At 30.5% G+C, this 20,732-nt stretch carries 21 protein-coding genes; 4 read left to right on the top strand and 17 right to left on the bottom strand.

Features of this window, described 5'->3' with window-relative positions; translation table 11 throughout:
* Window positions 1-270: 270 nt before the first annotated feature.
* Complete coding sequence (gene hisS, locus KPL44_RS13880) at window positions 271-1,590, top strand: histidine--tRNA ligase (RefSeq protein ID WP_216251377.1); 1,320 nt, start codon at window positions 271-273, stop codon at window positions 1,588-1,590.
* A gap of 75 nt (window positions 1,591-1,665) precedes the next feature.
* Window positions 1,666-3,015, top strand: a complete 1,350-nt coding sequence (locus tag KPL44_RS13875) for an aminotransferase class V-fold PLP-dependent enzyme (RefSeq protein ID WP_216251375.1) — start codon at window positions 1,666-1,668, stop codon at window positions 3,013-3,015.
* Window positions 3,016-3,087: 72 nt separating this feature from the next.
* Here KPL44_RS13875 and KPL44_RS13870 read toward each other — a convergent pair whose 3' ends face one another.
* The 3 genes from KPL44_RS13870 to glyA form a co-directional block, all read right to left on the bottom strand.
* A complete protein-coding gene (locus KPL44_RS13870; RefSeq protein WP_216251372.1) occupies window positions 3,088-3,588 on the bottom strand; it encodes a flavin reductase family protein in 501 nt (166 codons plus the stop codon).
* Window positions 3,589-3,711: 123 nt separating this feature from the next.
* Window positions 3,712-4,485 carry a histidinol phosphate phosphatase gene (locus KPL44_RS13865; RefSeq protein ID WP_216251563.1) on the bottom strand — a complete coding sequence of 258 codons (774 nt, stop codon included), beginning with the start codon at window positions 4,483-4,485 and terminating at the stop codon, window positions 3,712-3,714.
* A 134-nt stretch (window positions 4,486-4,619) separates the two neighbouring features.
* The gene (glyA, locus tag KPL44_RS13860; protein WP_407935012.1) at window positions 4,620-5,852 is read right to left on the bottom strand and encodes a serine hydroxymethyltransferase; all 1,233 of its coding nucleotides are present in this window, start codon (window positions 5,850-5,852) and stop codon (window positions 4,620-4,622) included.
* 398 nt (window positions 5,853-6,250) lie between these two features.
* Here glyA and KPL44_RS13855 point away from each other — a divergent pair, with 398 nt between their 5' ends.
* Both KPL44_RS13855 and KPL44_RS13850 read left to right on the top strand, forming a co-directional pair.
* Window positions 6,251-7,024 (top strand): threonine/serine exporter family protein, encoded by a 774-nt coding sequence (locus tag KPL44_RS13855; protein ID WP_216251367.1) that lies wholly within the window; start codon window positions 6,251-6,253, stop codon window positions 7,022-7,024.
* A complete protein-coding gene (locus KPL44_RS13850) occupies window positions 7,021-7,446 on the top strand; it encodes a threonine/serine exporter family protein (RefSeq protein ID WP_216251365.1) in 426 nt (141 codons plus the stop codon). Before KPL44_RS13855 ends, KPL44_RS13850 begins: the two co-directional genes overlap by 4 nt.
* A 30-nt stretch (window positions 7,447-7,476) precedes the next feature.
* On the opposite strand, the gene KPL44_RS13845 is transcribed toward KPL44_RS13850, so the two are convergent.
* The 14 genes from KPL44_RS13845 to yajC form a co-directional block, all read right to left on the bottom strand.
* Entirely contained in the window at window positions 7,477-7,779 is a 303-nt protein-coding gene (locus tag KPL44_RS13845) for a metal-sensitive transcriptional regulator (protein ID WP_216251364.1), read from the bottom strand.
* Window positions 7,776-9,557: an aspartate--tRNA ligase gene (aspS, locus tag KPL44_RS13840; protein ID WP_216251363.1), complete on the bottom strand. Its 1,782-nt coding sequence runs from the start codon at window positions 9,555-9,557 to the stop codon at window positions 7,776-7,778. Before aspS ends, KPL44_RS13845 begins: the two co-directional genes overlap by 4 nt.
* A 79-nt stretch (window positions 9,558-9,636) precedes the next feature.
* Window positions 9,637-11,064, bottom strand: a complete 1,428-nt coding sequence (locus tag KPL44_RS13835; protein ID WP_216251362.1) for a coproporphyrinogen III oxidase — start codon at window positions 11,062-11,064, stop codon at window positions 9,637-9,639.
* Window positions 11,065-11,117: 53 nt separating this feature from the next.
* Window positions 11,118-11,726, bottom strand: coding sequence for an MBL fold metallo-hydrolase (locus KPL44_RS13830; RefSeq protein ID WP_216251361.1), 609 nt, complete (start codon window positions 11,724-11,726; stop codon window positions 11,118-11,120).
* A gap of 10 nt (window positions 11,727-11,736) precedes the next feature.
* Window positions 11,737-12,183: a D-aminoacyl-tRNA deacylase gene (gene dtd / locus KPL44_RS13825; protein WP_216251360.1), complete on the bottom strand. Its 447-nt coding sequence runs from the start codon at window positions 12,181-12,183 to the stop codon at window positions 11,737-11,739.
* A gap of 32 nt (window positions 12,184-12,215) precedes the next feature.
* Window positions 12,216-14,399: a RelA/SpoT family protein gene (locus KPL44_RS13820; RefSeq protein WP_216251358.1), complete on the bottom strand. Its 2,184-nt coding sequence runs from the start codon at window positions 14,397-14,399 to the stop codon at window positions 12,216-12,218.
* Window positions 14,400-14,515: 116 nt separating this feature from the next.
* The gene (locus KPL44_RS13815) at window positions 14,516-15,034 is read right to left on the bottom strand and encodes an adenine phosphoribosyltransferase (protein ID WP_216251356.1); all 519 of its coding nucleotides are present in this window, start codon (window positions 15,032-15,034) and stop codon (window positions 14,516-14,518) included.
* Window positions 15,035-15,111: 77 nt separating this feature from the next.
* A complete protein-coding gene (locus KPL44_RS13810; protein ID WP_216251354.1) occupies window positions 15,112-15,984 on the bottom strand; it encodes a DHH family phosphoesterase in 873 nt (290 codons plus the stop codon).
* A 138-nt stretch (window positions 15,985-16,122) separates the two neighbouring features.
* The gene (secF, locus tag KPL44_RS13805; RefSeq protein WP_216251351.1) at window positions 16,123-16,989 is read right to left on the bottom strand and encodes a protein translocase subunit SecF; all 867 of its coding nucleotides are present in this window, start codon (window positions 16,987-16,989) and stop codon (window positions 16,123-16,125) included.
* 4 nt (window positions 16,990-16,993) lie between these two features.
* The gene (gene secD, locus KPL44_RS13800) at window positions 16,994-18,232 is read right to left on the bottom strand and encodes a protein translocase subunit SecD (RefSeq protein WP_216251348.1); all 1,239 of its coding nucleotides are present in this window, start codon (window positions 18,230-18,232) and stop codon (window positions 16,994-16,996) included.
* A gap of 79 nt (window positions 18,233-18,311) precedes the next feature.
* Window positions 18,312-19,676, bottom strand: coding sequence for a thioether cross-link-forming SCIFF peptide maturase (gene scfB, locus KPL44_RS13795; protein ID WP_216251345.1), 1,365 nt, complete (start codon window positions 19,674-19,676; stop codon window positions 18,312-18,314).
* Window positions 19,677-19,737: 61 nt separating this feature from the next.
* Complete coding sequence (gene scfA, locus KPL44_RS13790) at window positions 19,738-19,875, bottom strand: six-cysteine ranthipeptide SCIFF (RefSeq protein ID WP_071612985.1); 138 nt, start codon at window positions 19,873-19,875, stop codon at window positions 19,738-19,740.
* Window positions 19,876-19,945: 70 nt separating this feature from the next.
* Window positions 19,946-20,314, bottom strand: a complete 369-nt coding sequence (locus tag KPL44_RS13785) for a TIGR04086 family membrane protein (RefSeq protein WP_216121577.1) — start codon at window positions 20,312-20,314, stop codon at window positions 19,946-19,948.
* Window positions 20,315-20,416: 102 nt separating this feature from the next.
* On the bottom strand, window positions 20,417-20,707 hold the full coding sequence (gene yajC, locus KPL44_RS13780; protein ID WP_216251342.1) for a preprotein translocase subunit YajC: 291 nt from the start codon (window positions 20,705-20,707) through the stop codon (window positions 20,417-20,419).
* Window positions 20,708-20,732: the final 25 nt, after the last annotated feature.

Here is a 20,732-nt window from a genome sequence, read left to right as displayed (position 1 = left end):
TGTCAACTATAAATTTTAAAATTTTCTTTTATTATATCTATCCTTAACCCATATTATCTTATTATCCACTAATAATCAGATAATATATCCATAATACTCGATATTACATAATCATAAAAGTCTTAAAATAACATTAAAACTAAATTTATATTCATCCTTGAAGTATTTAATTATATATAGTATAATTTAGCAAGCACTTTAGCGGATGATCACCCATGTAAGTACAACACTTATGTCGGGTTTTTTATATTTTTATAGGAGGTATTAATAATGAAAAATGAAATTGTGAAACCATCAATTTTACCTGGATTTATGGAGTTATTACCATCAGATCAAATTCAGTTCAACAAATTATCAGATACAATAAGGAAAACTTATGAAAGTTTTGGATTTATGCCAATAGATACTCCAGTAATCGAAAAATCAGAGATTTTACTCGCAAAAGGTGGTGGAGAAACTGAAAAACAAATCTATAGATTCTCAAAGGGTAGTAATGATTTATCTCTTAGATTTGATTTAACCGTACCCCTCGCAAGATATGTGGCTCAAAATTCTAATTCCTTAACTTTTCCTTTTAGAAGATATCAAATTGGAAAGGTATATAGAGGAGAGAGAAATCAAAAAGGGCGCTTTCGCGAATTTTATCAATGCGATATTGATATTGTTGGAAGCAACAGTTTAAGCATTTTAAATGATTCTGAAATTCCTAGTATCATTTACTCAATATTTAACAATCTCGGTTTCGAAGATTTCACCATAAAAGTAAATAACAGAAAAATTCTAAATGGATTTTTTGAATTTTTAAACATTGAAGATAAATCTGACGTCTTAAGGATTATTGATAAGATAGATAAAATCGGAGTTACTGTAGCGGTTGAAGAACTATTAACTAGTGGATTAAGTAAGGGAGTTATAGATAAAATTCTTGAGTTTATTAATGCTCGTGGAAGCAACGAAGATATCCTACTATTTTTAAAGAATTTAGATATTTCTAATTCAACCTTTAAAGAGGGTGTATGTGAACTTACAACCGTTTCAAAATACGTTAAATTGTTTGGAGTTCCGGATAATAATTTTAAAATCGATTTGAAAATATCAAGAGGTCTTGATTATTACACAGGCACGGTTTATGAAACATTTTTAAATGAATATCCATCTATTGGTTCTGTGTGTTCCGGTGGGCGTTATGATAATTTAGCAGAATATTATACAAAACAAAAATTGCCAGGAGTCGGAATTTCAATTGGATTAACTCGCTTATTTTATCAATTAAATGAAGTCGGATTTTTTAAAAATGACACAAATAGCGGTATAACAAAAGTACTCGTCATACCACTTGATAATAATGTTATTGATTATGCAATTTCTTTTGCAAAATCCTTAAGAGACAAGGGTGTTGTTACAGAAATTTACCTTGAGGACACTAAGATAGTAAAGAAACTTGGTTATGCAAATAAATTAGGAATACCATATACAATTTTAATAGGCGATGAAGAAGTACAAAATAAAACTGTTACAGTAAAAAATATGGTCACTGGCGTGCAAGAAACTGCTAGTTTGGATGAAGCTTATAAAATGGTTAATATTTAAATCATAATTTTGTATCACCTTTTCCTCGTAATCCTAATATTATATACTGTAAATAAGTATGCGAGGAGGAGTATCATGTCATTTAAAGATAATAGTCCAAGCTACAGAGATCTGGTACTTGGCATAAATAAGAAGGTCCCTCTTATATCTGGGAAAATGGTTACTGCAATTAATTTTGATAATGCAGCAACTACACCACCATTTAAATCTGTTATGGAAGATATTATTGATTTTGCACCATGGTATTCCTCTATTCATCGTGGTGAAGGATATAAGTCCCAATTAACTACCAAAGTATATGATGATTCTAGAAATATTGTAAGTAACTTTGTTAATTCCGATTCTAGTAATACAGTTATCTATGTTAAAAACTGCACAGAAGCCCTTAATAAACTATCCAATTTATTGTACAATCCTTATAAAAAAAATGTTATCTTAACTACTGATATGGAACATCACTCAAATGACCTACCTTGGAGAGATAAGTTTATTGTAGAATATATATCTGTAGATGAAGATGGCAAGTTGTCCTTAGATGATTTAGAGTCTAAATTGAATAAATACAATAATTATGTGAGATTAGTTACAATTACAGGTGCTTCAAATGTAACTGGCTATAAAAACCCTATATATGATATAGCTAAACTAGTTCATAAATTTAATTCTAAATTATTAATTGATGGAGCACAATTAGTTCCTCATGCTCCTTTTATAATGAATAGTAAAAATTCAGAATATAATATAGATTTTCTGGTTTTCTCTGCTCATAAAATGTATGCACCTTTTGGGACTGGAGTATTAATAGGCCCTAAAAGTATTTTAGATAATTGTGAACCTGATTTAGTAGGCGGTGGAACAGTCGATATTGTCACTCATGATTTTATAAAATGGAATGACTCTCCACAGAGACATGAAGCCGGCTCACCAAATGTTATAGGATCTATAGCTTTGGCCGCGGCTATTAGGACATTAAGTAAAATTGGTATGGATAACGTGGAGCGTGTTGAAAAGAAATTGACTGCCTATGCCCTCAATAAAATAAAAGATATACCAAATATTAAAATATATTGTGATACTTCTAGATGTGTTGACAGAGTTAGCATAATCCCTTTTAATATATGCGGAATGCATCACTCACTAGTTGCAAAAATACTCTCCTATGAATGTGGCATCTCGGTAAGAAGTGGTTGTTTTTGTGCCCAACCATACCTAGTTAAATTACTAGGTATTTCTAATGATTTTCTAATTAAGCGTTTAGAAAATCCTGATTTGTATCACCCAGGAATGGTTAGAATTAGTTTTGGACTTTATAACACATACGCAGAAATCGATATATTAGCTTATGCTCTAGAACAAATTTCTTTAAGAAGAGATTATTATATTATTAAATATGAAAATATGAAAAAGACACTTTTTGACTTTTAATATGTATTTTTTCTGGACAAAAAAAAATAGTACACTTACCTCTGTGTACTATTTTAATAATATAAAGCCTTTCTATTTTATATAAGTTTCTAAAATTTCTCCATAATACAATATATGAAAATCTCCATTTTCATAAGAATTTTTTACAATATCTTCTGAAAGTAACTTAGGATCCATTTCTTGTTTATACACTATTTTGCATTCATAAAAAAGATCACACTCAGCAATTACCGGAGTATCTACTTTTTTACTCTTCTCAAGTGTTAAATTGCACTCCTTAAATTTATCAATATCTCTTCCAGATTTACTTCCACATACCATTAATTCATTCTTTAATTTTTTACTTAAGGGTATGCTAACTGTAAAATTATCAGACTCTTCTAAAAAATTAATCGTATACCTCGATTTCCTTACCATTACAGTAAATATAGGCCTATTCCAAACATATCCTACATTTCCCCACCCTATAGTCATTGTATTGATTTTCTCACCGGATTTTACTGTTAAAAAAGCACCTTGTGTATGCAAAAATTTCATACCTCTTTCTAAATTATCCGTAAAGTTAATTTCCATTTGTTTATCCTCCTTGTAAAATCTTATTTAGAACGAATTACTTAAATAAGCTTATAAAAATAATATTATAATAGGTATAGTAATACCATAAACTATACTGCCATTTTAGTAAATCATAGTTCATTATATAATCATATACTCCATTTTTCTTTCTTTAAAATAGACAGGTTTCAAGTTACATATCTCGCAGAGCCTAATAGCCTGAGTAAAATAAGCACCAATATTTTCTGCATTATGAGCATCTGAACCTATGGTTACATATTTTCCACCTATTTGTCTATATGCTTTATAAATATTAATTAAATTAGTATATGCTTCCTTATTTCCAAGACGCCTAGTATTAATTTCAATAACTTTTTCATTTTTTACTATAGATTTAAAAATCTCATTTATGTATTCATCAAACTCATGATAATGTATTTCTTTATCATCATAAGTTGCATATCTTGATATATAATCAATATGGCCCAAGCTATCAATAAAGTCATGTTGCTCCACATTCGCAAGCATAGTTAAAAAATATTTGTCATAGGCTTCTTTTTTTGTCTTACCTTCATAATATTTTGGGTAGTAAATATCTTCCCCACCTGCTGCATGTATAGACCCAATTATATAGTCAAAAGGATATTTACTTGCAACTTCTCTATTTTCTTTTAAACAAACTTCTTGCATTCCAATTTCAATTCCAAGCATAAGCTTTTTACTCCTATATTTCTCATAGTCATTAAAATACTTATCTATATCAAAAGCCATATCTGCTCCTGCTGGAAATTTCAAATCTAGATGTTCTGTAAAAGTCATACCTATACCACTTTTTCTCGATTGTTCCAAAGCATTCTGAACTTTCATTTCAGAGTCATCTGAAAAATCTGTGTGTATATGTGAGTCAATCATAATTCATCCCCCTAGCATTTTTTTCTAATGTTTAACAACCTTAAATTATATTAATGCCTTTAATTATATCAAAAATTAGCATAAAAATATATAGCAGCAACCTAAGTAATCTAGGTTACTGCTACTTTTTATTCTTTCTATTTATATAATGGGAATCTACTACATAACTCTTTTACTTTTTCTCTAATTGGTACTAAATTTCCTTCTCTATTTTCTATAGTTTCATTTATAAGTTCAGCTATTATTTTCATTTCTTCTTCTTTAAATCCTCTTGTAGTTACAGCCGGTGTACCAATCCTTATACCACTTGTAACAAATGGACTTAAAGTTTCATTTGGTACAGTATTTTTATTTACTGTAATCCCAACGATATCTAATAACTTTTCAGCTTCCTTACCAGTAATATTTTTATTTGTTAATTCTATTAATAAAAGATGATTGTCTGTACCACCAGATACTAACTTAAAACCATATTTTTGAAGTTCTTTTCCAAGTAGCTTAGCATTTTTAACAACTTGTTCAATATAAACTTTAAATTCTGGTTTAAGAGCTTCTCCGAAACAAACAGCTTTGGCTGCTATAGTATGCATTAAAGGTCCACCTTGCATACCTGGAAAAATAGCTTTATCTATTGCCTTTGCATATTTTTCTTTACATAAAATTACTCCACCTCTAGGACCTCTCAAAGTTTTATGAGTTGTAGTAGTAACAAAATCAGCATATGGAACTGGAGACTCATGTGCACCTGTTGCAACAAGGCCTGCTATATGTGCCATATCTACAAACATATACGCATTAACTTCATCACATATTTCTCTAAATAGTTTAAAATTTATAGCTCTTGGATAAGCACTAGCTCCAACAACTATCATTTTAGGATTATGTTTTTTAGCCAAAGCTCTAACTTTTTCATAGTCTATTGTTTCTGTCTCTAAATCAACACCATAAGGAACAAAATTATATAATATTCCAGAGAAATTTACTGGACTTCCATGAGTTAAATGTCCTCCATGGCTCAAATTCATACCTAGTACTGTATCTCCTGGTTTAAGCACAGAGAAATATACAGCCATATTAGCTTGAGATCCTGAATGAGGTTGCACATTAGCATGTTCAGCACCGAAAAGTTCTTTAATTCGTGTGCGAGCTAAATCTTCGACTTTATCAACTACTTCACAACCGCCATAATATCTTTTTCCAGGATATCCTTCTGCATATTTATTAGTTAATATAGATCCATTTGCTTCAAGTACAGCTCTACTAACAAAATTTTCTGAAGCAATTAGTTCGATATGATCCTCCTGCCTTTTATTCTCTTCCTCAATTATTTCGTAAATTGCTAAATCACTGTTTTTTAAATATTCTTCCATGTTCATACCCTTCCTCTCGTCTTTTAAATTAAATAATCCAATAAAATGATTCCATTAATAATTATAAAAATCAATAAAAATAATACTCTGAAATTTCAGAAATAAATAGTATAATTATATTATAAAATTTTATACGATAATTATCAACTAAAAGATGCTAATTCCATGAAATTTTCTGATTTTTCTTATAAAATATTATTAATATAAGAAATTAATGCTACCTAAATTACATTTTTTAATCATAAGTGACCTATTAAAATCCGCAAAATAATAAATAAAATAACTTAATTTTCTAACTAATAAGAATTTATTAGCTTTATGGTATATACTAATAGAGCAATTTTATTATTATATACTATATAATATCTAAAGTAAAATTTATTCAGAAAGGAGATTATATGTATACTGACGATATCATTCAAATCGCTGCTGAAGCCGGTAAAATCATTTTAGAAAATGGTGGGGAAACTTATAGGGTAGAGCAAACAATAACTATGATATGTAAGTCTTATGGCGTATCACGAACTGAGAGTTTTGTTACTCCTACGGGCATTATGATTTCTATAACTAATAGTAAAAATCAGACCATTTCATTAATTAGAAGAATTCACATTAGGACAGTTAACCTTCGCAAGGTTTCCATGATTAATAATCTATCAAGACAAGTTGTATCGGCCCCTTTATCCATAGTGGATATAAAAAAAGAAATTGAATATATTAATAATTTACAACCTTATTCTGAAAAGACTACTACTTTTTTTTCAGCTTTCTGCGCAGGATTTTTTACGTTACTTTTTGGTGGAAATTATAAAGATTTCTTTGTAGCCTTTATAATCGGAGCCCTTATTAATTATTTAAGTTTATTTTTAGATAAATTTGAGGTAAATAGTTTTTTAAAAAATACGCTTAGCGGTTCTGTAGCTGCACTCATAGCGCTAATAGCTAACTCGCTTCATTTAGTAGGTAATATGGATACTATAATAATAGGATCAATAATGTTACTAGTACCTGGCATAGCCATTACAAATGCAATAAGGGATACTATTGCTGGAGATTTAGTTTCTGGTATATCTAGATCAATAGAGGCTTTATTTATAGCTGTTGCCATATCTTCTGGCACGAGTATAATTTTCAAAATTTGGTTCTTATTGTTTGGAGGTACTCTTGTATGATTCTTAATTCTTTTTACGCATTTTTAAGTTCTCTAGGTTTTGGAGTATTATTTAACATTCGTGGTAAAAACCTAATAATCGCATCACTTGGAGGTGGACTTGCTTGGCTTACTTATCTTATTTCTGGAAGACTTCAACCATCCCTCGTTTTTTCATTGTTTCTTGCATCAATGGTTGGTAGCATATATTCAGAAATAATGGCAAGATTATATAAAAATCCTGTGACTATGTTTGTAATCTGTGCAATTATACCCCTTGTGCCCGGTGGTGGAATGTATTATGCCACCCTTGAAGCTGTAAAAGGTAACTTTACTGTTGCTCTAACCAAAGGCGCTGAGACGCTATTTAGTGCAGGTGCAATTGCAGTTGGAATAGTATTGGTAGCTTCAATAAGTACAATTTTTAAAAAAATAAAGAAGTAAAATTTGATATCAAATTTCACTTCTTTATTTTCACTTTAAAAACATAAGAAAAGTTGAGACTAGCTCTTCAATTTTAGCTTTTTCTTCATTCTTTTCTTCATCACTACCACCATCTTCATGTAAAAGACAATTCTTTGTATATCTTTCTAAAACAAGTCCACCAACTTTATTCATAGCGGCTCTTGCTGCGGCGACTTGAACCAATACGTCTTTGCAGCAAGCTTCACTTGTTATCATCTTTTCTATACCTTTAACTTGTCCCTCGATCTTCCTCAATCTAACTTGAATATTTTTTACTAATTCGTCATTTATTGATTTATCATCATTTATCATTTTACCTCAGCTTTTGTAATACCAAGTTCTTTTAGCTGTTTGTCATCAACCATGTTTGGTGCCTCACTCATTGGACAGTAAGCATTTTGATTTTTCGGGAAAGCAATAACATCCTTGATGTTATCTGTTCCTGCTAAAAACATTATCATTCTATCTAGTCCAAAAGCAAGTCCGCCGTGAGGTGGTGGGCCAAATTTAAATGCTTCTAGTAAGAAACCGAATCTTTCCCATGCCTTTTCCTGTGTAAATCCCAAAACCTTAAACATAGTTTCTTGAAGCTCTGAACTATGTATTCTTATACTTCCTCCACCTAATTCTTCTCCATTTAAGACTATATCATAAGCTTTAGCACGAACTCTACCTGGATCTGATTCAAGATACTGTAGATCTTCATCCATTGGCATTGTGAAAGGATGATGCGCTGCTATATATCTATTTTCTTCTTCACTATAATCAAATAAAGGGAATTCTGTAATCCATACAAAATTAAATTCCTTATTATCTTTTAAAATTTCTAGTTCTTTAGCTACATGTAATCTTAAGGCTCCTAAACTTTGTAGTGTTATACTATCCTTATCTGCAACAATAAGCACTAGATCTCCAGTTTTTGCCTCAACCTTATCGAGTATTTCTTGCATTTGCTGGTCATTAAAGAACTTAGCCATAGGTGATTTTATTCCATCTTCTTTACATGCAATCCAGGCAAGCCCTTTTGCTCTATAAGTCTTAACAAACTCACCAAATTTATCTAATTTCTTTCTTCCCATATCTGCAGCATTCTCAACTTTTATAGCTCTTACTGAGCCACCATTTTCTATAGCGCTTTTAAACACTACAAATTCAGAATCTTTTACAACGCTTGTAATATCATTAATTTCCATTCCAAATCTTATATCTGGCTTATCTGAACCATATTTACTCATAGCTTCTTTATACTTCATTCGCCTTATAGGAAGTTTAACATCTTCATTCACAACTTCCTTAAATACTTTTTTAATTAGTGCTTCGTTAATAGCCATAACATCATCTTCTTCAACAAACGACATTTCTATATCAATTTGTGTAAACTCTGGTTGTCTATTAGCTCTCAAATCTTCATCTCTAAAACATCTTGCAAGTTGAAAGTATTTATCATACCCAGAAACCATTAGTAATTGTTTAAATAGCTGTGGTGATTGTGGAAGTGCATAGAACATACCTGGATAATTTCTACTTGGGACTAGATAATCCCTGGCACCCTCAGGAGTACTTTTTGTAAGCATAGGTGTTTCTATTTCTAAGAATCCATTTTCATCTAAAAAGTCGCGAACAACCTTAGTTGTTTTAGATCGTATCATAAATATTTTTTGCATATCTGGCCGTCTTAAATCTAGATATCTATATTTTAGACGTATATTTTCTGCTGCATCTAGACCTTCTTTTATATATATAGGAGGTGTTTCTGATTCAGACAATATTTTTATTTGCTCTCCTTTAACCTCTACAAGCCCAGTTGGTAGATTTTCATTTGGAGATTGTCTTTTAACAAGTTCACCAGTTACAGCAAGGCAGTATTCTGGTTTTACTTTATCTGCTTTTTCAAAAGCTTCTTTGTTTATTTCTTCTCCAAATACTAATTGAAGTATTCCTGTTCTATCTCTTAAATCTATAAAAACAAGTCCCCCTAGATTTCTTTTTCTTTGAACCCAGCCCATTACTGTTATTGTATTTGATATGTGTGATTCTCTAAGATCTCCACACATATTGGTTCTCTTTAAACCATTTAATGCTTCTGCCATTTTATTTTTCTCCTTCCTTATTATAAATTATATTAACACTTAAATCAGTACCCTTAGGCGCTTTAATATACATTATATTTTAAGCATATAATGTATTAAGTAATACAATTTTCTTATCAATCATTTCATCTACTCTTTTTATGTATTCACGAACATCCTTTACGTTTGCGAACCTTTCATGTCTATTTTCATCTAAAAACACGACTTTAGAAACTGCATCTGCACCTAGTGCAATGACTGTCTGTTTTTCTTCAATCATTTGAATATTATAGATTCCTTCTTTAGAAAGCGCTGTGTATCCTATGTTTTCCATATTGCCTATCATATTTTTCTGCTTATACATATAATATGGTTTCATATCAAGTTTTTTTGTTAATTCTACAGTAAGCCCATACATTTTATTTAGTTCTTCTTGCCCTGGAACTTCAAATCTATAATTATTAAGCATATTTTCATGAAGCCTTGAAGCTCTTTTTATAGACATACCATGAATTGTAATACTATCCGGTTTAATCTTATAAATTTCATTACAAGTTTTAATCATATGTGAAATTTTTTCTCCAGGTAGACCTACTATCAAATCCATATTTATATTATTAAACCCTAATTCCCTTGCCATTTCAAATTTTTCAAAAACATCTTCTACGTTGTGATTTCTTCCAATTAATTTCAATGTATCATCATTCATTGTTTGAGGGTTAATGCTTATTCGATGTACCCCATATTTTTTCATAGTAATTAACTTTTCACGTGTTATGCTATCCGGTCTTCCACATTCCACTGTAAATTCTCGCACATTGTTTTGCAAAATAAATGCATCATATATATAATTCATTATAAACTCAAATTGTTCATTGTTTATTGCTGTAGGTGTACCCCCACCAAAATATACACATTCTATATTTAACTTCTTTTCGAGTATGTACTCACCTATACTCTTAATCTCATGAGCTAAAGCCTCGAGATAAGGCATAACAATATTTTTGCATTTACCTATAGGATTAGAAGTAAAGGAACAATATATACACCTAGTAGGACAAAATGGCATATCAATGTAAATACTTACATTATTTTTTTCTTTATTAACAATATTTCGCTCAAATTTTGCAACATCAATACAAAGTTGTGCTTTATCTTCTCTTGTAACATGTTTTTCTTTAAACTCTGCGATTATTTTATCGTCTGTTACTCCCCTTTCGAGCAAGTCAAGAGCTTTTTTAGAAGGTCTAATTCCTATTATTGTACCCCACGGAAGTTCCTGAGTTGTGTTTTTTGAAAAATATATAAAAACAGCCTTTTTAACTTCATCCTTAAGTTTATATGCATTATTAACAAAATACTTAAAACTTTCAGGCTCGCCTTGTATATCTATTACAGTTTCCCCTACATTAATATTAAAATCATAATCTTCTTCTACGAACTTAATATCTGGGAAAAAATAAAATAAATTTATGATTTGAAATACATCATAATTAAATTGCTCATTACTTAATTTTACTTTTATCATCTTAACTCCTTAATAAACATAGTGTATAATATCCTAATATATTATACACCATATTAATCCTGTAAAAATGGATTGTTTAATTTTTCTTTATTTATTGTACTACCAGGTCCATGACCAGGATAGACCAAGGTGTCACCTGGAAGGCACAAAAGCTTTGATTTAATACTATTAATTATAGCATTAAAATCTCCTCCTACGAAATCTGTTCTCCCAATAGAACCTGCAAAAAGTGTATCCCCAGTAAACGAACATTTGCCTGTTAAAAAGCTCATGCCACCAGGTGTATGCCCTGGAGTATCTACACAAGTAATTTGAATGTTTTTAATTTTTATTATATCACCATCACTTAATAATTTATCTGCACCACCTTTAATAAGAGGTCCAAATAAATACTCACCTTTAGTTATTAAATCATCATCTTTTTTGCTTATACAAACTATTGCATTTGTTATTGCTTTAAGTTCGCAAACCCCCGATGTATGATCTACATGACCATGTGTTAAAAGTATATACTTAACTTTCGCACCCATATTGTTTATTACTTTAACAATATCATCAACATCTCCACCTGGATCAATCACTACCGCTTCACTTGTGTTCTTATCCATTACAATATAACAATTTGCTTCATATATTCCTGCTATAACTTTTTTAATTTCCATTCTAATCCTCCTAGAAATCTTTCTTACTCTCTAAAAGCAGAGTTACTGGGCCATCATTTTGGATATAAACTTGCATATCCGCCCCAAATTCTCCAGTTTTAACTTCGCCTATTACTTCCGCACACTGTTTTACAAACTCTAAATACAATTTTTCAGATTGCTGACCACCAAGGGCTCTCATAAAACTTGGTCTTCTGCCTTTCCTACAATCTCCATATAATGTGAATTGTGAGACTATAAGAAGTTCTCCGCCAACATCTATTAAAGATTTGTTCATTTTATCATCTTCATCAAAAATTCTAAGATTTAAAATTTTATCCTTTAAGTACTTTATATCATCCAATGTATCTCCATCACATATTCCAACTAAAACATTTAAACCAAACCCTATTTCACTAACTACTTTGCCACTCACTTCAACCCTTGATGATTTAACTCTTTGAACTACTGCTCTCATAAATACATCTCCTAAATAAAATAAAACAATTCTTAATTTTTAATCCTATAAACTTCTAATACACCAGATAATTTAGCTATTTTCTTTTGTAATTCTTTCAAATTATCTATCCCTGCAACTTTTAACTTTATATTTATTAAGGCAACATTGTTTTTTAAAGTTTTTGCATTTATTGAATAAAGTTGAGTTTTAGTTAATGTTATTATCTCCATTATACTAGATAATAGACCATATTTGTCATCAGCTTTAATTTGAATTTCGGTAATATACCCTTTTCCCTCTGAAACTCCCCAGCTTACTTCAACCACCTTATTTGCATCATTATTCATTAGGGATTTAGCGTTTTTACAATCACGTCTATGAACAGAAACTCCACGACCCATTGTTATATAACCTATTATTTCGTCTCCTGGAACTGGGTTACAGCATTTAGCGAAACGTACAAGTAGATTTCCTTCACCTTTAACTATTAATCCTGAATAATCCAATTTCTTTTTATCATCTTTGCTTATGGTCTTAGTTATCTTTTCCTCAATATCCTCAACCGTCATGTTTTCTTGTTTGTTTTTATTCTCATAAACTTCTCTCAATCTATTAACTACAGTTGAAGGCATAATATCTCCCACTCCAACATATGCAAATAAATCATCTAAACTTCTAAAATTATATTTTTTGTATATTTTTTCTATTGCTTCGCCCTTAGCAATCACTCCAAAATTATATTCTTGTCTTTTGGATTCTCGTTCTAATAGTTCTTTACCTTTTTCAATACTTTCTTCTCTTTTGGACTTTTTAAACCAGGCCTTAATTTTACTCTTAGCTTGATTACTTTTTGTAATATTTAGCCAATCAATATTAGGACCCTTAGCCGTAGGTGAAGTTATAACTTCAACTATTTCTCCAGTTTTTAAGTGATATTCAAGTGGCACCATTCTTCCATTTACTTTTGCACCCATACACTTGTTTCCAATATCTGTATGTATTCTATATGCAAAGTCAATTGGAGTTGCATCTAAAGGTAAGTTAATAACCTCACCTTTAGGTGTAAATACGAAAACTTCATCTGAGAATAAATCAATTTTAAAACCTTCCATAAATTCTTCTGCATCAAAAGTTTCCCCTTGCCATTCAAGAATATCCTTTAGCCATGAAAGTTTAGAATCAAGATTTTTATCATCACTTTGATCTGTACCCTCTTTATATTTCCAATGAGCTGCAATACCATACTCTGCAGTTTTATGCATCTCATAGGTTCTAATCTGTATTTCAAAAGGTTTTCCATGTGGCCCTATTACTGTTGAATGAAGTGACTGGTACATATTAGGTTTTGGCATAGCAATATAATCTTTAAATCTTCCTGGAATTGGTTTATAAACTGTATGTACTATACCCAAAGCCGCATAGCAATTACCAATATCATTTACTAAAATTCTAACGGCAGTCAAATCAAAAACTTGATCTATAGTCTTGTTTTGGGTAGCCATCTTTCTATATATACTGTAAAAATGCTTTGGTCTACCATCAAGTTCAGCTTCTATTCCAACAATATTTAAGTTATATTTTAATTCCTTCATTATATTGTTAATATTATCTTCACGCTCAACTCTTTTTTCCGCAATTTTTCTTACTAGATTATAATATTCATTTGGGTTTAAATATCTTAGTGATAAATCCTCAAGTTCCCATTTTATTTTAGACATTCCAAGCCTATGTGCGAGCGGAGCATAGATATCCAAAGTTTCTTTTGCTTTTTGTTTTTGTTTTACAATTGGCATATATTTAAGCGTTCGCATATTGTGAAGTCTATCTGCAAGCTTAATAAGAATAACTCTAATATCTTTTGCCATAGCAAGTAACATTTTACGAACATTATCAGCTTGTTCCTCTTCCTTAGTCTTATATTTTATAAGTCCAAGCTTAGTAACGCCTTCCACCAAATTTGCTACCTCTATATTAAATTCTCTGCTTACATCTTCAAAAGTATATACTGTATCCTCAATTACATCATGAAGTAAGCCCGCAACAATTGTACTAGTATCAAGTCCCATTTCTGCTAAAATACATGCTACTTCTACTGGATGAACTATATATGGTTCACCAGATTCTCTCTTTTGCTCTTTATGTGCAGCATAAGAAAAATTAAATGCTTTAATAATAAGGTCTTTGTCTACATTATTACAATTATTTTCAATCTTAGATAATAATTTTTCTAACATGCTTATACACTCCTAAAATCAAAGGCTGGTTAAATAACCAGCCAATACTTTTTACTAATATTATATAGTAATTTGTAGAATTATGCAATTTTAATTTATTGACTAACTAAACTAGACTAACTATTATATTTTACAAGAGACATTATATCATAATCCTTAAGTTTCTCTTTGCCGTGAAGATCTGTAAGTTCTATTACAAAGTTTAAAGAAATAACATCTCCACCCATTTGTTCTATAAGTTTTGTTACCGCTGCAACTGTCCCACCAGTAGCAAGTAAATCATCTACAATAGCTACTCTTTGTCCAGGCTTTATTGCATCCTTATGTATTTCAAGTTTATCAGTTCCATATTCGAGTTCATACTCAATTTGTAGTGTTTCATAAGGTAACTTACCAGGTTTTCTAACTGGTACAAATCCTGCTCCAAGAGCATAGGCTACAGGTACCCCAAATAAAAAGCCTCTTGCCTCTGGTCCCACTATAACATCTATTTGCTTATCTCTTAAATACTCAACAATATCATCTATTGTCTGCTTAAGAACCTTTCCATCTTGTAATATGGTAGTTATATCTTTAAAACTAATACCTTCCTTTGGAAAATTTTCTATTACTCTAATACTATTTTTAAGTTCCATTGTTATCCCCCTAAATTAGATGATTTACACAAACACATGAAGAATTCATTATTTTTACTCTTGCCATATACTAAACATTATATACTATTTTTAAGTTCCTTATCTAAATATTTTGATATCTGCAGTGCCCTATTTTTCTCTGTTGTTATAAATAACTCGACAACAATTTTAGCATTATCCATTTTTCCAACAGGATTAATTGTTGGTTTAACTGTGGATGCTAATTTTAAAACCGTTTGTTCATTAATAATATTGATGTTATGTATTTTTATCAATGCGCAAATTCCATAATTAGTTGTACAATTTAATTGTTTTATACCTTCTTCAACTATTATTTTATTTTCACTTTCAATCTTTTTCCTGCTATATATAGTACCTATCATTACCAAATCCATATATTTGTTTACAGATTTCATCTTGTAGTAAGTTGAAATCGCTTGAGCTAGTTTAAACGTCATCCCGCAGGTACATAATTCCTTAAATGGGTAATTGCATCCCTTTTGATTTGGATTGACAACTATAGTATGTGGAACGTATTTAATTGGTTTATGAAAATCAGTTATTATAACATCTATTCCAATACTTTTACATAGTTCTACTTCACTAAAAGAATTAGTACCACAGCCTAACGTTATTATAAGTTCAGGTCCTAAATATTTTATATGATTAGTAATATCTTTTTCAACTAAATCACGATTTTCACTAAGTTCACTTGGTATAAAATACTCAACATCAGCATTTACAAACTTTAAAACTAACATCAACAAAGATATTGCAGTAATACTATCCACATCATAAAATCCATATAAGACAATTTTTTCTCTATAATTTATCGCTTTTATAATCCTTTTTAATGCATCTTCCATTCCCTTTAATAAAAGTGGATTATACATGTTATATTCTATAAAATCATTATTATTCTTTTGTATGTCTTTAAAAAAATCCACCATAAAAACTCCTCGATATTAATAGAAAATATATAATTGTAGTTTTCTATTATGTAAAATAAAAAAAACAAAGAAGTAATTAATACATCTTACTCCTCTGTCCTTTGTTTTAAATTGTTTGAATCGAACCATTAATTGCGATTATGCAGTTACTTTCTTAGTTCTTTTCTTAAGAAATGCCCACATAGGACTTGCTATAAAGATTGAAGAATAACATCCAACTCCTATACCAATTAGTAATGGACCACTAAGGTCTCTTATAGATGGTACGAATACCCATACCGAAAATATACAAATTAAAACTGTAAGAACTGTATTTATTGATCTAGCCATTGTTTGTGTAACACTAGTATTAGTAATTTCTGCTATAGTTGCTTTTCTCATAATTCTCTGATTTTCTCTTATTCTATCAAATATAACAATAGTATCATTAATAGAATAACCAACTACAGTAAGAATAGCAGCTATAAATGTTGCATTTACTGGTGTTTGAAATACCGCATACACTGTAATAGTAATTAATATATCATGTACTAATGCAAGTATTGCAGAAACTGCAAATTTAAATTCAAATCTAAAACCAACATAAACTAACATGAAAAGCATAGCAACAATTAAAGCACTCACTGCTTTTGTCTTTAATTCAGAACCAATAGATGCACCAATTGTATCTTCTGAAACTAAAGTACTAGATTTAAATTGTGTCTTAATTTCTTTTAACATGGTTGCTGTTTCATCAGCTGAAAGAGCATCGCTTTTTACAGTTATTTCGATTTCTTTAGCATCATTTATTGTTTTTGATAAATACTCACCCTTTGCGTGTTTATCAATTATTTTATCTACATTTGACTTATCAAATTTTTGATTCATATTTATAGTAATTGCTGTACCACCTTTAAAATCTATACCTAAGTTTAGACCTTTAGTTGCTACGACCCCCATTCCTATTACAATTATAATTAGAGATATAGCAAACCATACTTTAGTTTTTTCAACTACCTTTAGCATATATTTACCCCCTCTTTACGCCAAAATGAGATGTTTTACTTATTAGTCCCATTTCAACTGCTAATTTCAATAAAAATTTAGTACATGTAAGTGCTGTAAATATACTTATAATTACACCAACTACTAGTGTTAGTGCAAAACCTTTAACCGAACCCGTTCCCATCATATAAAGAACTAAACCAGCAACAATAGTTGTGATGTTTGAATCTAATATTGATGGAAGCGCTCTATGAAAACCAGAATGTACTGAAGATTTTATTGATTTTCCAGTTTTGAGTTCTTCTCTTATTCTCTCAAATATTAACACATTAGCATCTACTGCCATACCAATTGTAAGTAGGAATCCAGCAATACCTGAAAGTGTTAAAGTTGCATTCATAGCTGAGAATGCTCCGAGAACCAAAACAATATATAACACTAGAGATATACACGCGATAACCCCTGGTGCTCTATAATATAAAAGCATAAATAGGAATACAAATAATATTGCAATGGCTCCTGCCTTCATACTTTGTGCCATTGCTGCTTCTCCTAAAGTGGCTCCAACTGTCTTAACTGAAACAGCTTTTAAAGTTACAGGCAATGCTCCTGATTTAATAATTTGTGATTGTGATGTAGCTTCTGCTAATGTTGCACTTCCTGAAATTTCAGCCTTACCGTCTGTAATAGCTACTTGCACTGTAGGATCAGTTAATTTATCTTTATCCATATAAATAGATATCTTTTGTCCTATAAATTTCTGAGTTGCTACTGCAAACTTTGCCTTTCCTGAATCATTAAGTACAAGATTTATAACAGGTTTATTATCTTGACCGTATGCTGCAGTGGCGTCCTTTACATCTTTACCAGTAAGAATTGTTACTTTATCAGGACCAACAAATTTAAGTTCTCCTGATTTAGCTACAGTATCAAGAATTTCTTTAGAATCAAATTTACCTGGTATTTCGATTCTAATTCTATTAAGACCTTCCTTTGCAACTAATGTTTCACTAATTCCCATTTTATTAACTCTCATAGAAATAAGCTCAATAGCCCTGTCTAAGGTTTTCGCATCAACAGCCCCACCTTGAACTTCTTCGAGCACTGAAATTCCACCTTGTATGTCTAGACCTTTGTTTATTGTTTGAGTAAATGGTTTAACCCTATAGTCTCCTATTGTAAATCCGTGAAATCCTGTAAATGCTAATAATCCGACAACAAAAACACTGACTAGAAACAGTATTGTGCTTTTCTTCTTTTTCATGTTTATCCCCCTCACTGTTTACTCATAACTACAATTATATTATGATTAACAAATTTAGTCAATCTTGCCTAAATATAATTTACTTAGTCATAGTTTGTGCTTTTAAAGCTATAGCACATTCTATCCTCTTTTTTTGCATCTTACATCCAATTTCATATGGTATATGCATATCTCCATTGAAATTAAAGTTATTTGCCTGGCATCCACCACTGCAATAAAATTTGGCCCAGCACTCTGTACAAGCAGGTTTATTATAAATATGGGCTTCTTTAAATTCTTTAACCATCTTTTTATTAGTAATCCCAGTATATATATCTCCTATAAGGAAATCTTTATTACCAACAAATTGATGACAAGGGTATATATCACCATCCGGTGTAATCGCTACATATTCATGCCCAGCTCCACATCCTGCTATTCTCTTATATACACAAGGACCACCCTTTAAATCAATATTAAAATGATAAAATTTAAAGCTTGTCCCATCCTTATATCTTTTGAGCATATCTGTATATAACTTATCATATTGCTCAAATATCACTGGTAAATCTTCCTCTCTAAGTGAAAGATTATGTTCAGGTGGAAGTACTACTGGCTCTATAGATATTTCTTTAAAGCCTAAATCTGCCATATGTTTTATATCTTCAAAAAAATCAGTGTTTTCTCTAGTGAAGGTTCCCCTAACATAATACTGTTTTGATTTATCTCTCATATCAACCATTTTTTTAATTTTAGGAAGAATATTATCATATGAACCACTTCCATCTACCTTTACTCTAACCTTATCATTAACAGCTTTTCTTCCATCTATGCTAAGTACTATATTGCCCATGTTTTCATCCATATATTTCATAACCTCATCAGTAAGCAATGTTGCATTAGTAGTCATAGTAAATCTTATGGATTTATTATAAATTTTCTCCTGAACCCTAGCATATTTAACTATTTCTTTTATCATTTCAAAAGCCATAAGTGGCTCTCCACCGAACAAATCTATCTCGATATTTTTTCTAGGTCCAGATTTCTCTAAAACAAAATCTATTGATTTCTTGCCAACTTCTACTGACATTGCTTTTCTAGCGCCATGGTACTCACCCTCGTCAGCAAAACAGTACTTACATCTTAAGTTACAATCATGAATTATATTTAGACACAGTGCCTTTATATATGGCTCTTCTTTTTCACCACTTAATGCAATTGATTTGTATAAATCTCCTGTGTACAAAGTTTCTTCCTGAATTAAGCTTTTAATTTCATCATATACTTCACTAATATCTTCTATTGAATATTTATTTTTAAAATCTTCTATTAAATCTTCTTTTTTCCTAAGTTCATTTTCATCTAAAAGATCATAAACTATTTCATCTACCATATGTAGTGCTCCAGAATTTACATCAATTACATAGTGTTCATTATCTTGGATAAATTTATGAATAAGTGACAATTTTCTTCCTCCTAACTAAATTTAAAGCAGTAACCCTAAGTTACTGCCCCCGTTAACATTATTAGTTTTCACAAGCTAAGTTAGCTACTGTACAAGAAGTTTTACATGCTGACTGACATGAATTAGCACATTCCTTGCATCCTGGTTTTTTTAAACTTTCTTTGATTGTTGCTGCATTTATAGTTTTTATATGTTTCATTTTTTATTCCTCCATATCATAAAGTTGACCTGTACATCATATCATAATATTCTAGCTAAATAAAGTAATTTTATAAATTTATTCCAAGCATTCCTGATAAGGTACCTATACCTAAAGCGAGTGAAGTTCTTACTATTTCGCGCATTCCAATAGCAGCACTTCCACCACCAAAGACTTTAACTAAGTACAAAACCAACATGTAAGTCGCAGCAACCATAATACCCATTAGCCAACCTTTTTCCCCTGCTTTTTTCGCAGCGAATATAGATCCGTAAAGTACACTCACTAGTGTTATTACAATATAAAAAACGGATGTAACCTTCATGCTAGCTGGCAAAACAGTTGTTACTATAGAATAAATAACTAATATAATTAAGGTTAAAATTGAAGCCCTAAATACTCCTTCTCCAGCGTAAGAATACTTTTTTTTATTTTCCATGTAAATCCCCCCTTTTCTATAAATTCCAATAAACAAACAATTTTTTTATTGAAATCTATAATATTAATTATGATTTGAAAAGGGGTTTTATTACATAATTCATTATTTTTTCTCTACTACTGCATCAGTATTTAAATTTATAACAGTTCCAATTCCGCTTTTTGCTAATTTAATTCTAGTTCTGTCTGGACCGCTTTCTAGTATAATATACTCATCTTGGATGTTGATGATTTTTCCCATCACACCGCCTTTAGTCAGTACTTCATCATTTACTTTTAAATTGTTTAAAAGCGCAGCATATTTTTTCTTTCTTTTGTTTTCTGGTATAAATATTACTAGATAAAATACTACTAGCATTAATACCATTGTAAACACACTTCCTAATTGTCCCATCTATATTCTCCTCCTTTCAATAATT

The organism is Clostridium sp. DSM 17811 (genome assembly GCF_018861905.1).
GTDB lineage: Bacteria > Bacillota > Clostridia > Clostridiales > Clostridiaceae > Clostridium_AD > Clostridium_AD frigoriphilum.
The sequence above is the reverse complement of the archived record's forward strand: the minus strand, read 5'-3'. Positions and strand labels throughout refer to the sequence as shown.